Annotated in this window: 11 protein-coding genes; 7 read left to right on the top strand and 4 right to left on the bottom strand. The window is 59.3% G+C overall.

The window, feature by feature from the left end:
• Positions 1-248 precede the first annotated feature (248 nt).
• Together B0E33_RS21215 and B0E33_RS21220 are read left to right on the top strand one after the other, a co-directional pair.
• A complete protein-coding gene (locus B0E33_RS21215; protein WP_077292354.1) occupies positions 249-545 on the top strand; it encodes a GIY-YIG nuclease family protein in 297 nt (98 codons plus the stop codon).
• A 390-nt stretch (positions 546-935) separates the two neighbouring features.
• Entirely contained in the window at positions 936-3,374 is a 2,439-nt protein-coding gene (locus B0E33_RS21220; protein WP_055655459.1) for an ATP-dependent helicase, read from the top strand.
• A gap of 135 nt (positions 3,375-3,509) precedes the next feature.
• Here the strand turns inward: B0E33_RS21220 and B0E33_RS21225 are convergent, their stop codons facing one another.
• The gene (locus B0E33_RS21225; protein ID WP_077292355.1) at positions 3,510-4,076 is read right to left on the bottom strand and encodes a tetratricopeptide repeat protein; all 567 of its coding nucleotides are present in this window, start codon (positions 4,074-4,076) and stop codon (positions 3,510-3,512) included.
• A gap of 139 nt (positions 4,077-4,215) precedes the next feature.
• Here B0E33_RS21225 and B0E33_RS21230 point away from each other — a divergent pair, with 139 nt between their 5' ends.
• Positions 4,216-5,106, top strand: a complete 891-nt coding sequence (locus B0E33_RS21230; protein WP_023000508.1) for a 50S ribosomal protein L11 methyltransferase — start codon at positions 4,216-4,218, stop codon at positions 5,104-5,106.
• 214 nt (positions 5,107-5,320) lie between these two features.
• On the opposite strand, the gene B0E33_RS21235 is transcribed toward B0E33_RS21230, so the two are convergent.
• Positions 5,321-5,524 carry a hypothetical protein gene (locus B0E33_RS21235; protein ID WP_051990144.1) on the bottom strand — a complete coding sequence of 68 codons (204 nt, stop codon included), beginning with the start codon at positions 5,522-5,524 and terminating at the stop codon, positions 5,321-5,323.
• Positions 5,525-5,772: 248 nt separating this feature from the next.
• Between B0E33_RS21235 and B0E33_RS21240 the strand changes: the two genes are divergently transcribed.
• The gene (locus tag B0E33_RS21240; RefSeq protein ID WP_077293513.1) at positions 5,773-7,587 is read left to right on the top strand and encodes an aminopeptidase P family protein; all 1,815 of its coding nucleotides are present in this window, start codon (positions 5,773-5,775) and stop codon (positions 7,585-7,587) included.
• 69 nt (positions 7,588-7,656) lie between these two features.
• On the top strand, positions 7,657-8,691 hold the full coding sequence (locus tag B0E33_RS21245; RefSeq protein ID WP_077292357.1) for a phytanoyl-CoA dioxygenase family protein: 1,035 nt from the start codon (positions 7,657-7,659) through the stop codon (positions 8,689-8,691).
• 42 nt (positions 8,692-8,733) lie between these two features.
• Here the strand turns inward: B0E33_RS21245 and B0E33_RS21250 are convergent, their stop codons facing one another.
• Positions 8,734-10,398 (bottom strand): chloride channel protein, encoded by a 1,665-nt coding sequence (locus tag B0E33_RS21250; protein ID WP_208997677.1) that lies wholly within the window; start codon positions 10,396-10,398, stop codon positions 8,734-8,736.
• A gap of 250 nt (positions 10,399-10,648) precedes the next feature.
• Here B0E33_RS21250 and B0E33_RS21255 point away from each other — a divergent pair, with 250 nt between their 5' ends.
• Positions 10,649-12,463: a chloride channel protein gene (locus tag B0E33_RS21255; RefSeq protein WP_023014552.1), complete on the top strand. Its 1,815-nt coding sequence runs from the start codon at positions 10,649-10,651 to the stop codon at positions 12,461-12,463.
• A gap of 75 nt (positions 12,464-12,538) precedes the next feature.
• On the opposite strand, the gene B0E33_RS21260 is transcribed toward B0E33_RS21255, so the two are convergent.
• A complete protein-coding gene (locus tag B0E33_RS21260; RefSeq protein ID WP_023000514.1) occupies positions 12,539-13,078 on the bottom strand; it encodes a thioesterase family protein in 540 nt (179 codons plus the stop codon).
• Between the two features lie 76 nt (positions 13,079-13,154).
• On the opposite strand from B0E33_RS21260, the gene B0E33_RS21265 reads away from it, so the two are divergent.
• On the top strand, positions 13,155-14,585 hold the full coding sequence (locus B0E33_RS21265) for an FAD-binding oxidoreductase (RefSeq protein WP_439126665.1): 1,431 nt from the start codon (positions 13,155-13,157) through the stop codon (positions 14,583-14,585).
• The last annotated feature ends 96 nt before the right edge of the window (positions 14,586-14,681 follow it).

Consider the following 14,681-nt stretch of genomic DNA (forward strand, 5'->3'; position numbering starts at 1 on the left):
GGGCGGCATGATGCACGGGCTCCCTTGTTTACTGGATCCCCGCCTGCGCGGGGATGACAAGAGAGAGGCTTCGGGACATGGCTTTGCTTCTTGTCATCCTGGTTTGTCGCGTAGCGGCAAGACCGGGATCCAGTAACCCCTGTGCTCGCTGGAACCACAAACCTCTGGGGTTCCTGAAACCGTTATCGGCAATGCCAAATCAAAAGCACTAACGTATATCCGGGAAGAATTTCAACGAAGGCTCCACGTTGCACCTCGATCAGCAATACTATGTCTACATTCTTGGAAGCGGACTGGGCGGCACGCTCTACGTCGGGGTGACGAATGATCTGTTGGGCAGGGTTTCGCAGCACCGTGAAAGCATCGGAAGCCAGTTTACCGCGAAGTATGGCGTGCATCGGTTGGTGTATTACGAAGTTCACGAGGAAATCGAGTGGGCGATCAAGCGGGAAAAACAGCTCAAACGCTGGAATCGTGCCTGGAAGATCCGTTTGATCGAAGAACGGAATCCAAACTGGGACGACCTGTTTGCTAAACTGGTTTGACACTTTTGCGTCGCTTCGATCGTTTGCTGCGCATGGCTTGTTCTCCCGCCACTTGGTCAAGCAACAGGCTCCCTTGTTTACTGGATCCCCGCCTGCGCGGGGATGACAAGAGAGAGGCTTCAGGGCATGGCTTTGCTTCTTGTCATCCCGGTTTGACGCGTAGCGGCAAGACCGGGATCCAGTACCCCCTGTGCTCGCTGGAACCGCAAACCTCTGGGGTTCCTGAAATCTGTCGCGGCTTTGTCAAAGGAGGCGGCCTCACGCAGTTGCCGGTTCAAATAAGAAAAGCCCGCTTCTTGTCCCCACCAAATCGGTCATTCCTGCCTCGCCAGCGCCGGCATGTTGCTATATTGTTCTCAAAACAAGCGCTTGAAACCGGACCAGTAAACCATGACCGACCCGGACGGGTACGACGATTCCTTTGACGATCCATTCCAGCCTATCGGCACGCGGGCGGAGTCCGCGCCTGCTCCCGTGCGGCCGCAAGGAGGGATCGCGGCCAGGGCGATGGCGGCACGGCGGGCGCCGGACTATCTGACGGGGCTGAACCCGGAGCAGCGGCTGGCGGTGGAAACAACCGAAGGGCCGGTTCTGGTGCTGGCTGGTGCCGGTACGGGCAAGACCCGCGTGCTGACAACACGCATTGCGCATATCCTGGCAACCGGCTTGGCGCGGCCGTCCGAAATTCTGGCTGTCACGTTCACCAACAAGGCTTCGCGCGAGATGAAGGAACGCATTGCCGGTTTTGTCGGCGGCAATGTGGAAGGCATGGCGTGGCTCGGCACGTTCCATTCCATCTGTGTGAAGATCCTGCGCAAGCATGCCGAACTTGTCGGCTTGAAATCGTCCTTCTCGATCCTCGACACCGATGATCAGATCCGCCTTATCAAGCAGATCATCCAGGCCGAGGGGCTGGACGACAAGCGCTGGACGGCCAAGGCCTTTGCCGGGATGCTGGATGGTTGGAAAAACCGGGCTCTGGGACCAAAGGATATCCCGGAAGGCGAGGCGCGGGCGTTTGCCAACGGCAAGGGCCGAAAGCTCTACGAGGAATATCAGGAGCGTCTGTCGATCCTGAACGCGGCCGATTTCGGTGATCTGCTTTTGCATGTCATCACGCTGTTCAAGACGCAGCCGGATGTCCTCAAGGAATATCAGCGCCGCTTCCGCTACATGCTGGTGGACGAATATCAGGACACCAACATCGCGCAATACCTGTGGCTGCGCCTGCTGGCCCAGGGCAACCCGAATGTCTGCTGTGTCGGTGATGATGACCAGTCGATCTACGGCTGGCGCGGCGCGGAAGTCGATAACATCCTGCGCTTCGAACATGACTTCAAGGGCGCTACCGTCATTCGCCTGGAGCGCAATTACCGTTCGACCAGCCATATCCTGGCTGCCGCATCCCACCTGATTGCCTTTAACGAAGGCCGGCTCGGCAAGACGCTGTTCACGGATTTCGAGGAACCCGACCACGACCTGGTGTCGGTGGCCTCCGTCTGGGACAGCGAAGAAGAAGCGCGTACCATCGGCGACGAGATCGAGACCCTTCAGTCGCGAGGTCATTCGCTCAATGAAATGGCGGTTCTGGTGCGGGCATCCTTCCAGATGCGCGAGTTCGAAGACCGGTTTGTCACGTTGGGGCTTAACTACAGGGTCATCGGCGGTCCGCGCTTTTATGAGCGCATGGAAATCCGCGATGCCATGGCCTATTTCCGCTGTGTCGCGCAGCCTGCGGACGATCTGGCGTTTGAGCGCATCGTCAACACGCCGAAGCGCGGTCTTGGCGATGCGACGCTGAAACTGGTCCATGGTGTTGCCCGGGCAGAGCGTATTCCACTGATGCAGGCGGCAAGCCAGCTTATCGATACCGAAGAACTGAAGCCGAAGCCGCGTAACGCGCTGAAGTCCGTGCTCGACAACTTCGAGCGCTGGCGGCGTCAGCTTGACCAGATGAAACACACCGAACTGGCGGAAATCATCCTCGATGAGAGCGGCTACACCGAGATGTGGCGGCAGGACCGGTCGGCGGAAGCGCCGGGACGCCTCGACAACCTGAAGGAACTGATCCGGTCTATGGACGAATTTGAATCCATGGCCGGTTTCCTGGAGCACATTTCCCTCGTCATGGACCGGGACAGCGCGGATGCGACCGACGCCGTATCCATCATGACGTTGCACTCGGCCAAGGGGCTGGAATTCGACACGGTGTTCCTGCCCGGCTGGGAAGAGGGGCTGTTTCCCCACCAGCGCGCGCTGGATGAATCCGGTCGCGCCGGCCTGGAGGAAGAGCGCCGGCTGGCCTATGTCGGCATCACCCGGGCGAAGAAACGCGCAAAGCTCTATTTCGCGTCCAATCGGCGAATTCACGGCCTCTGGCAGTCAACCGTTCCCTCACGGTTTCTGGACGAGCTGCCGCCGGACCATGTCGAGATTGCCGAAGCTTCGTCCAGCTATGGCGGCTATGGCGGTGGCGGCTACGGACCGTCCCGGTTCGACAGTCATGATCCCTTCGACAAGGGCAGCTACTCCACGCCGGGTTGGCAACGTGCGCAGCGTGCCAAGCAGTCCTCCAGCGGATTTTCCGATGGCGGCGGCCGTGGGTATCAGTCCGCGCGGCAAAAGCGTCAGGGGCCGTTGACCATCGAAGGAGAGCTGGTGGCGAAATCCGTCAGTGACACGCCATCGCAATTCTCTCTGGGTGAACGCGTGTTCCACATCAAGTTCGGCTATGGCGCCATCAAGTCGATCGAGGGAAACAAGCTGACGATCGACTTTGAAAAGGCAGGGGTGAAGAAGGTCATCGACAGTTTCGTCGAACGGCACTGATCGGCTGGTTGCAAAAACCAGTCCGGTGAACTGCTTCTGACGGCTACGCTCCAATAGAACCGGGAATGTGGTCTCGCGCCTGATGTATTATTGGGTTGGCCCCAAAGCCTGTGGCACGTTGAGCATGGGGCCGTTCTAGAGATCGACACCTTGCGGTTTGATCAGCATGTCGCGTTCCTTCAGGTAGGGATGAATACCGACGGCCTCACGCAGCACTTCCTGCCCCAATTGCACCCTGCCGAGCGTCATGAAGATGATTGCCTTGCCGGACATGGCGCCAAAGTGCCGTGGTTCCAGGGCAAGGGCGCGTTCGATATCTTCGAGGCTGGCTTCGTAATTACCCTGCAGGAAGAGGATGAAGGCACGCTGGTTCCAGCCTTCCGAGTAATCCGGTGCTTCTTCCACGACCGTGTCGAGCAGATCCTTCGCACCCTGAAAGTCATAGGATCCTCGTTTACGCATGGCCTCGTCCACCTTCTGCCGGATCTCCGGCGTGGGGGCGGCATCCAGCCAGGTGTGCCAGATGCTATCTTCGATCTTGCTGGCCGCCTCTTCATTCGGAGCGTTCTTCAAGGCTTCAAACAGTTGATCCTGCTCGGACGTTGCCCAGGCGGGGAGGATGAGAAGCTGGAGGCAAAGAAGGGCAGCAACCAGACATCCGGTCACTTGCAGCCAGTTTAGGTGCGAACGGGGGCAAGTCATGGGTGTTTCCTCGCATTTCCAAATGAAATGGGGCACAGACCCGGTTTGCCCAGTCCCGGGACCGTTTCAAGCTGGCATCGCTGGCCGCTTCCCGCTATACCGCACGCCTTGACCCCAATAACCACAGGCGCGAGCGGCGATGAAAACCATCCGGGTGCGGATCACGGCTGAAGAACTGGAAGCCAAGCGGATCTCCGAGATTCTTGAACGGGCGTTTGAGGACGACGGCAATCCGGTGACCATCTACGAAGCAACGCCGGACGGACGCCTGTGGGCGGCTGAAATTCTTCTGTTCGACATGGAGCCGGAAGAGGCGGCTGCGACGGTGCGCGACCGTGTCGGCGCCGATGCATTTGCCGCGCCGCTGGAAGCAGAAGAACTGCCGGATATCAATTGGGTCGAGAAGAGCCTGGAAGGGCTGAAGCCGGTAAAGGCCGGTCGTTTCGTTGTTCACGGCAGCCACGATAGAGACAAGGTTCCAGGTGGGGCCATCGGCATCGAGATCGAAGCCGCGCTTGCCTTCGGAACCGGTCACCATGGCACGACCGCGGGTTGCCTTGAGGAAATCGACAGGCTTTTGTCCATGCGCGCGTATGACAGCATTCTCGATCTTGGAACGGGAACAGGTGTGCTGGCTATCGCCGCAGCGCTTCAATCCCGCCAGTTGGTTCTTGCAACCGATATCGACCCTGTTGCGACGAAAACGGCGCTGGAAAACGCCCGGCTCAACGGTGCGGGGCATCTTGTTCGTGGGTTTACCGCCAATGGAATTGAAGACCGCCGCTTCCGTCTCTTTGGTCCGTTCGATCTGGTGATCGCCAACATCCTGGCGCGGCCGTTGATGAAGATGGCGAAGTCCATCGGTGAACGCATGACGCCGACCGCAACCCTCGTGCTGTCCGGCCTCAGGGTGGAAGACGGCCCCCGGATCCTGTTCGCCTACGGCTGTCAGGGTTTCATTCTGGACAGGCGCGGCGAAAAGGACGGCTGGTTGACGCTTACTCTTGTGCGGGGACGTAAACAGGCCTGACTGCGTCCGCAATCTGCCAGGAAGCAGCGATGATCATCTCCTCGCCCGCAAGACGCTCGTCGTCGTCAAGCTCCGCAGGATGAGGGAAGGGGAGAGCCGTTTCTATTATTCTGGTGCCCGGAAATCTTGACTGCAGATACAAAAAGACCCGCCGAAATTTTCGGCGGGTCTTTTCTTGTGCACAGTGGTCTTTACTTAAACCGTCCTGAGCCCCTTAGAACGCGCTGGTAGAGGTGCCTTCGCGCTCGAGCTGGGCGCGGTCGTAGCCGTGGGAGGCAAGGGTCGCGTCGTCCAGTGACAGCAGGTAGCCGTTGACATAGCGGCGTGCCTGGATGGAGCGGGCTTCAATCATGCGGTCGAAAGCGCGGCGCATGAAGCTGCCGCCGGCGCGGGTCGAGGTGGTTGTTTTCATGGTCATCGTGGTCATTCCCATTTGAAGTTTAAGAGCTTCCCTAGGGAGAAACGTCTTTTTTCTTGTCTGAACCCTATATGCGCCTTTACCGGGACCTCAGGTAGGCCTTGAAACGCATGCCAGCCTTGCGCTCTTCGCATATGCGAAAGATTTTGCTGCAGTGCGAAATATAGGGAAGATTATGCTGCTGAACCAATTCAAGCGGAATAATTATCCAGCTTGATCGGATGGGGCCGCGAAATTATCTTGCGGCCATGTTCCAGACCTTTGACGATCTCAGTGATCCTTCCTGTGGCGCGCCGCATGCGGCGCTTCTCAGAGCCGAACTCTCCCGCCGTGGTCTCGACGGCTTTCTCGTGCCGCGCGCCGATGCGCATCAGGGCGAATATGTGCCGCCGCATGATTGCCGCCTCCAGTGGCTGACAGGCTTTACGGGATCTGCCGGCATGGCGGGGGTTCTGGGGGAAGAAGCCGCGATTTTCGTTGACGGCCGATACACCATTCAGGTGCGTGACCAGGTCGACATGGCGGTCTTTCCGGCGCGCCATCTTGTCAATGAGCCCGTGACTGACTGGCTGGCCGAACGACTGCAGCCAGGGCAGAAGCTGGGCATCGATGCCATGCTGCACACGGTGCGAGAGGTTCGCCGTCTCGAGGAGATTTGTGAGTCGGCCGGCGCCACTTTGGTCAAGCTGAACGACAACCCGGTTGACAGTGTCTGGATGGACCGTCCGGAACCGCCGCTTGGTCAGGTTTTTCTCTATCCGGTTGAGCTTGCCGGACGCGGTGCGGAGGACAAGATTGCCGAAATCCAGTCGGCCCTCGCAGACAAGAAGGCGGATGCCTGCGTGCTGACGCAGCCCGACTCGATTGCCTGGCTGTTCAACATCCGTGGGTCTGACGTCACCCATACGCCGTTGCCGCTCTCCTTCGCCACGGTTCCGGCAGAAGGCAAGCCGTCCCTGTTCATTGATGGCCGCAAGTTGTCCAATTCCGTTCGCGATGCACTCGCCGATCTGACGGACCTCAGTGAACCGGCTGATTTCAAGCCGGGGCTGGAGGGGCTCGGCAAGGCTGGTGCCAGGGTGATGATTGATCCGGGCCTGGCGGGAATCGGCATCGCCGACGCCATCACCAAGGCAGGTGGAACCTTGCTGGAAGCGCAAGACCCGATCCTGCTGCCGAAGGCGATCAAGAACGAGACGGAACTGAAAGGCGCGCGCACCGCGCATGTCCGCGATGCAGCTGCTTTCGTCAATTTTCTGTGCTGGTTTGACGAAGTTGCCCCCAAGGGCGATCTCGATGAGATCGCCGCTGCGGAAAAGCTTGAGGAGTTCCGCCAGGAAACCGGCGTTCTGAAGGATATTTCCTTCGACACGATTTCCGGTGCGGGCCCGAACGGGGCGATTTGCCATTACAGGGTCAGCCGGTCCAGCAATCTCAAGATCCCGGTCGGCAAACCGTTCCTGATCGATTCGGGTGCCCAGTACGAAGACGGTACCACCGACATCACCCGCACACTTGCGGTCGGGGAAGTCGGCACGGAGATGAAGAAGCACTACACGCTGGTGCTGAAGGGACATATTGCGATCTCGACGGCAAAGTTCCCGGAAGGCACCACGGGTGCGCAGCTCGATACGCTTGCCCGGATCGATCTGTGGAAGGCCGGTCTTGATTTCGACCATGGCACCGGACACGGCGTCGGTGCCTACCTCAGTGTTCACGAAGGACCACAGCGCATTGCCAAAACCGGCACGGTGCCGCTGAAACCGGGCATGATCCTGTCGAATGAGCCGGGCTACTATCCGGCGGGCGAATACGGCATCCGGATCGAAAACCTGGAAGTCGTCACGCCTGCGCGTGATTTGCCGGGTGGGGAACGCCCGATGCTCGGCTTCGAAACGATAACCCTTGTGCCCATGGATCTTCGGTTGATTGAGCCTGCTCTGCTGACGGTGGCCGAGCGCGACTGGTTGAACCGGTATCATGAGAGGGTCCGTGCCGAGATCGGCCCCCTTGTGGGCGCGAAAGAGCGGATCTGGCTGGAACAGGCGACAAAAGCGATCTAAAAGATCCTGAAGGCCGGTTTCGACCGGCCTTCCTATTTTGAATTCTTGTTTATCGAGCTGAGGTTTTCAATGCGCGCCGCGGATGTTCTCAAGATGCCGCTTTACGCTGCCGAGCTGGCAACCGGAGCCAAGTCGTTTCGGGACAACCCGCTGATTGGCAGCCGCCGGCTGAACGAGGCCGGGTTGCACGCCAAGCGCATCAAGCTGGCGGAATCCATGGCGGATTCGCGCCGCCGCAGGTTGGAGCACCTGCTGCCGGAAGCTGACCGCGCTGCTTATGCAAAAGACGGATTTATCGCCACCCGCAATCTTCTGCCGGAAGATGAACTGGCGGCGCTGCGCAAGGAAGTTGAAACAACGCGCTTCGATGCCTGGGACATGCGCCAGGGCAATGCCGTCACGCGGTTCGTTCCCCTGCCGCCCAGTGTGCTTGCAGATTTGCCGCATCTGAAGGCCTTCGTCTGGAGCAAGCCGTTCCAGAACGGTCTGCGTTATGTCGGGTCGACCAATGGTGATCCACTGGTCTACCTGCATATCGTCATGACCAATCCGGACACCAAGCGGAAGGCCGACCCGCAAACGGCGTTCCATTCCGACACCTTCCACCAGACCGCGAAATCGTGGTTCTTCCTCTATGACATCGATGATGCCGAGGGACCTTTCACGTATATTCCCGGATCGCACCGGCTGACGCCGGAACGGCTGGAATGGGAACGTGAACAGAGCCTGTCGGCCTGTGGCGACAAGAACACGCTGCATGCTCGCGGTTCCTTCCGCCTTGCTCCGGAAGAACTGGGTCGGCTGAAATATCCCGAGCCGGTGAGGTTCGCAGTTCCCGGCAACACGCTGGTCGTTGCCGATACCCACGGCTTTCATGCCCGCGCCGCCAGCAAGCGACCGTCGGTACGCGTGGGCATTTATGGCTCGCTACGTCGAAATCCATTCCTGCCGTGGGCGGGGTTTGACCCGTTCGATCTGCCAGGCCTCAGGGGGCGCCAAGCCCGGTTCTACATGGCCCAGAAGGATCTGCAATTCCGCCTGAAAGGCATGGCATCGCATCGCTATGCGGGCAAGATCCTGGTAACGGAACCTTCGAAATTCTGACCTTGGGGACTATCCTCTAGGCGGAATTCCTGCAGGTGTCCGTTAGTGGTGCTCTTCCTCGTTAGCCTTGATCAGCTCCGAGTTGAAGTGATTGAGCGCCTTTACGTGGCGCGCCTGTCCGACGATCCTGGTTGCATCTTTGGTGCTGACGACGGGAAGCGAGGCTTCTCCGCAGGAATCGAAGCTTTTCAGTGCGCTTTCAAGCGAGTCTGTATCATGAAGGTAGCTGCCGTCCTGACCGGGTCGGAAAATGCAATCCTCCTCATTGGCCGGGGGAGGGTCCATGAAATCCTTCACCTTGACCGTTTCTCCCAGAAAGCGGTGGATGCCGTCATTCACGAAATAGCCGCGCAAGCCAAGCAGCCAGTGGAAATAGGATTTGCCATGAACGGCCTGCGTCAGGCCCGTTGCGATCGACACGGTCAGCAGCAGGGCGATCGAGAGCGTGTAGCCGCCGGTCAATTCGAAAACGATCATGGTTGTTGAAAAGGGCGCGCCGAGAACTGCTGCTGCAACGGCCCCCATTCCCAGGATCGCGTATAGCCCCTCGCTTGAAGCCAGTTCGGGAAAGACGGAGGCGGCAATCAGCCCGAAGGCGCCTCCGGTCATTGCCCCCAGATAGAGCGATGGCGAGAAGATGCCGCCGCCAAAACGGGACGCCAGCGTGATCGCGGTCGCGGCCGTTTTCGCAAACAGCAGAGCGAACAGCATCGCAAGGGGCAACTGGTCCTTGAGGGCGGCGTCCGTGGTCTCGTAGCCGACGCCAAGCACGTCGGGAAAGACCAGAGCAATGAGCCCGACCGCGAAACCACCAATAACAGGCCGCAGCCAGACCGGCATCGAAATGTTCCGGGCAACCCAATCCGTTCCGATCAATGCAAACTGGAACAGGATTGCCACGAGGGCGGAAACCAGCCCCAGAAGCGCAAAGGCGGGAAATTCCCAATAGGAGGTGATCTGGTGTCCCGGGATCACAAAGGCGGCAACGTCGCCGAACCAGAGCCGGGAGAATACGGTTCCCGTTACGGCGGCAATCGCGATGGGCGAAATGGCCGACATCGCATAGTGCCCGAGAATGACCTCATGTGCGAACAGAACGCCTGCGATAGGCGCGTTGAAAGAGGCGGATACCGCACTGGCAACGCCGCAGGCCAGCAGAATGCGATGCGCGGAATCCGGCAGCTGAAACAGGCGCCCGACCGATGCACCGATGGTTGCTCCCAGGTGCACGACGGGGCCTTCACGCCCGGCACTAGCGCCGGAGCCGAGCGATAACGCCGTGATTAGGGCTGATGATATGCCCGGCCAGAACGGCAGCCCGCGTCCGCCTTTGACACGAGCCTCGATCACGTCCGCCACGCTGAACGTTCTCTGCATCGGTTGCATGTACTGAAGCAGCAGGCCAACCAGCAATCCGCCAATGGTGGGCCCGGCAACGATCACGTACCACGGCAGTGTCGCGGCGGCGCTCACGACACGTTCCGTCGCCGTGCCAAGCCAGGGCAGCTGCACCAGGCTGATGATCTCACGGAAGATAATGGCCGCCCAGGAGACGAAAGAGCCGATCAGAAGGGCCAGCAGCCAGACGATATGGCTTTTCTGACGCAGAAATTCCCTGAAGTTGAACCCGATGCCAGCGAGAAGCCCGGCGATGCCGGAACGAATGGAAGGGGCGAGCCTGTAAAGAAAGTTCAATCGGTCTGGCATTTGGTCGGCGTGACTCAACTGAGATTAAAAGCCAATCTGAATTACGGCCCCATTTTACGGAGGAACCGCGTCACTTCACCGTCAAAATTGAAAAAATCCGGCTTGTCCCTTGATTTTCATGTGTTCAGGTTTAAGGAGAGGGGGTCGAAGCCTTCAGGCCATGTCGCCATCCCGGTCGCCTAGACCGGCTGTTTTGGGCTCCGGCAAATCGCCAGAAGTAGCCCTCTTAGCCAAGAAGTGTTGGCCTGCCATGTCCGTTGTTGAACCGTCCGATACCCCGTCACTGTCCGGTGACGGCCCCCCAGACGCGCGCGAAGAACGCGTATTTTCCGTGCCCATGTTGTGTCTTGTGGCGTTCTTTATCGGGATCGTCGCAGCCATTGGTGCGGTTTTCTTCCGATATCTGATCTCGGTCGTTCATAATCTTTTCTACTACGGAAAATTTTCGACCGTTTACGACGCCAACCAGTTTGCCGATGCCAGTCCGCTTGGCGCTCTGGTCATTCTCGTACCCGTCGTCGGTGGTTTGATCGTGGTGTTCCTGGTGAAAACCTTCGCTCCGGAGGCCAAGGGACACGGCGTGCCGGAGGTGATGTTCGCGGTCTACCACAAGAAGGGCGACGTTCGCGGCGTGGTGGCGCTGGTGAAATCCTTTGCTTCGGCGATCTCCATCGGAACCGGTGCATCCGTCGGCCGCGAGGGGCCGATCATCCAGATCGGCGCCTCCTTCGGTTCGACGATCGCCCGGGCGCTGCATCTGCCGCGCTGGCAAAAGATCACGCTGCTTTCTGCTGGGGCAGGGGCGGGGATTGCCGCCACCTTCAATACGCCGCTTGGCGGGGTGCTCTTTGCTGTCGAGATGCTGTTGCCCGAGGTCAGCAACCGGACATTCCTGCCCGTGGTCGTTGCCACGGCGACAGCCACATACGTTGGCCGGATTGCCTTTGGTCTCGACCCGGCCTTTATCGTGCCGATCTCCGCGGAAGAGGCTATCGAAGCCATCGCGCCGATCCAGCTGGGCGCCTATGCACTGCTCGGTGTCCTGGCCGGTATTGCCTCCTGGGCCTTCATTCGCACGCTCGCCTGGTGCGAGGACCTGTTCCCCAAGCTCCCGGGCAATGACTACACCCAGAACATCATCGGCATGCTGATCATCGGCACGCTCAGCTATGTTTTGATGCTCACCACGGGGCATTACCACACCGCAGGCGTCGGCTATGCCACGATCCAGGATATCCTGAATTCGACCCCTTACACATTCATACTGCTGGCTGTTCTCTTCATTGCGAAAATCATCGCGACATCGATCAGCCTTGGTGCGGGGGCCTCCGGCGGTGTCTTCTCGCCGTCGCTGTTTATCGGTGCGACGCTTGGCGGCATGGTCGGTGTTCTGTGTTCCTACCTGTTCCCGGACAGCGGATTTACGGCGGTGGAATTCGCCCTTGTTGGCATGGGAGCGCTCGTGGGCGGTGCAACCGGCGCATCGATGACTGCCATCGTGATGATCTTCGAGATGACCCGGGACTATAACGTCATCGTGCCGCTGGTTCTGGCGGTCGCGATTGCGGTCGGTGTCCGGCGCTGGCTGATCAAGGACAACATCTACACGGTCAAGCTGCGCCATCGCGGCAAACCGATCCCGCTCAACCGGCACACCAACATGTATCTGGTGCAGCCGATCAAGGAAGTGATGGCAAAGAACTTCGTGATCCTGCCGCTTGATACACCTGTCCAGGAAGCGATTTCCGCCGTGAGTGCCGATGGCGGATCCCACATCATCGCGTCCGACGGGCCCCGGATTGCCGGCTTTGTGCGCCTCGGCACCATTCCTTACCAGGCCGACCGCTTCGCCGGGCAAACGCTGCGCGCGATCCTCTCAAGCGATTTCGTGATTGCACCGGCAACCAACATCATGAATTCGGTGATCACCCGCATGAACAACCGCAATCGCAGTTGCGCGATCATTGTGTCGGGCGATGGCCGTATTCCGCGTCCGGATGATGTGGTCGGGGTGGTCGATTCCAAGGAAATCGCCGGCGTCGTCGTCTCCAACCACTACGGCTGAGGCCATCGGTTCGGATGTCAGCCCGTGGAGTGGTTTGCCGATCCACGGGCTTTTGTTTTCGCGTCGATCAGTTGCTCAGGGTTTCTTGCGGATCTCGATATGGCGTCCAGCCCGTTCCGGGCGCGGCAGACTGGCATGAGCTTGCGACAGGGCCGTCAGGTTGGCCGCAATGTCCTCCGGCCAGGGAGCGACCTTGCGGGCGTTCATGTCGACATGAAGGCTCAGTTGTTCTGATGTCGCCGACAGCCAGCCTTCCTCGGCGTGGCGCAGTTCCTGATAGAAATGCGCACGCTTGGCGTCGAAATCGACAAGCTGAAGCGTCGCGATCACCTTCATGCCGGCGCTGAGTTCGCGCAGGTAGCACACATGTACCTCTGCGGTGAAGAACGAGCCGCCACGGGTCTTCACATAGTCGGGACCCATGCCGAGACGGTGAAAGACCTCATCGACAGCCGTATCGAACAGGACGTTGTAATAGGCCATGTTCAGATGGCCGTTGTAATCGATCCAGTCGTCCCTGACCGTCATGATTTCGCTTTCCACCGGCTTTGCGTCCCAAGTCACCTTCACAATCCTCCTTGCGCCATTGTGTCCAACCTTGCGGGAAATGCCCATTAGGCTTTGACCTTTCGGGCCGGGGCTAACATATTCGGTTTTTTACCGCGCAGACAAAGTCGCGGCCCCAGGAGGAATGAGAATGCCGGAATTGGCAACCGCGTCCGACGGAGCGCAAGTCCTTGAAAAGAATGGCGCGATCGGCGCTGCCATCGAAAAGCTGACGGGCCTGTTCAAGGACCGTTGCTCCACGTCCATGGCTCTGCGGGAACAGCATGGCCACACCACCACCTGGTTGAAGAATCAGCCGCCCGATGCAGTTGTCTTTGCGGAGACGACCGAGGAAGTCGCCGAAGCCGTCAAGATTTGCGCAGCTCACAAGGTTCCCGTGATCGCGTTCGGCACGGGGTCCTCGCTTGAAGGGCATGTGAATGCACCGTTCGGCGGCGTTTCCATAGACCTGTCCCGCATGAACAACATTCTGGAGGTCAATGCGCAGGATCTGGATTGCAGGGTCGAGGCCGGGGTAACGCGCAAGCAGCTCAACAGCTTTATTCGCGACACCGGCCTGTTCTTTCCGATCGACCCGGGGGCGGATGCCAGCATCGGCGGCATGGCGGCGACCCGTGCATCGGGCACCAACGCTGTTCGATACGGCACGATGAAAGACGCAGTCCTCGGCCTCACCGTGGTGACCGCGGACGGACGGATCATCAAGACGGGTGGCCGGGCGAAGAAGTCCTCGGCGGGTTATGATCTGACTCGGCTTTTTGTCGGCTCTGAAGGCACGCTCGGCATCATCACCGAGTTGACCTTGCGCCTGAACGGTCAACCGGAAGCCATTTCCGGTGGCGTCTGCCCGTTCCCGGATGTTGCATCCGCCTGCAATGCTGTCATCACCACCATCCAGATGGGTCTGCCTGTCGCGCGTATCGAGCTTCTGGATGAAGTTCAGGTGCGCGGCTGCAACATCTATTCCAAGCTGGATCTGCCTGAAACTCCGACGCTTTTCCTTGAGTTTCACGGATCTGAAGCCGGGGTGCAAGAGCAGTCGGAAACTTTTTCGGCGATTGCCGAGGAGTTTGGCGGCGGGCCATTCAAATGGGCGACAGCGGCCGAAGACCGGACGAAACTTTGGGCAGCCCGGCATGACGCCTATTGGGCGGGCAAGTCGCTGAAGCCTGAAGCCAGCATCATGGTGACGGACGTGTGCGTGCCGATCTCGCGGCTTGCGGACTGCGTTGCCGCCACGGCCGAGGATATCCGCAACGAAGGTTTCCTGGCGCCAATCGTCGGTCACGTGGGTGACGGTAATTTCCACGTTCAGATCCTGGTCAACCTGGACGATCCGGAAGAAAAGCAGCGGACGGAGGACTTTGTCGGACGGCTTGCGCTCAGGGCCATCGCCATGGGGGGTACCTGCACCGGCGAACACGGTGTCGGCCAGGGCAAGCAGAAATACATGGCCAAGGAACATGGCGAAGCGCTTGATGTGATGCGCGCTGTCAAACTGGCGCTCGATCCTCACAATTTGATGAATCCCGGCAAGATCCTGCCGCAGTCATGATATTGTATCGAATCAGTTCAATAAGCTCGTTTTGCTCCGCCGGACGCCGCAGGGCGGCGATCCGGCCGGCGCCGGAAATCCTGTGTTTGCACTGCA

The sequence above is a fragment of the Roseibium algicola genome (assembly GCF_001999245.1).
GTDB classification, from domain to species: Bacteria; Pseudomonadota; Alphaproteobacteria; order Rhizobiales; family Stappiaceae; genus Roseibium; species Roseibium algicola.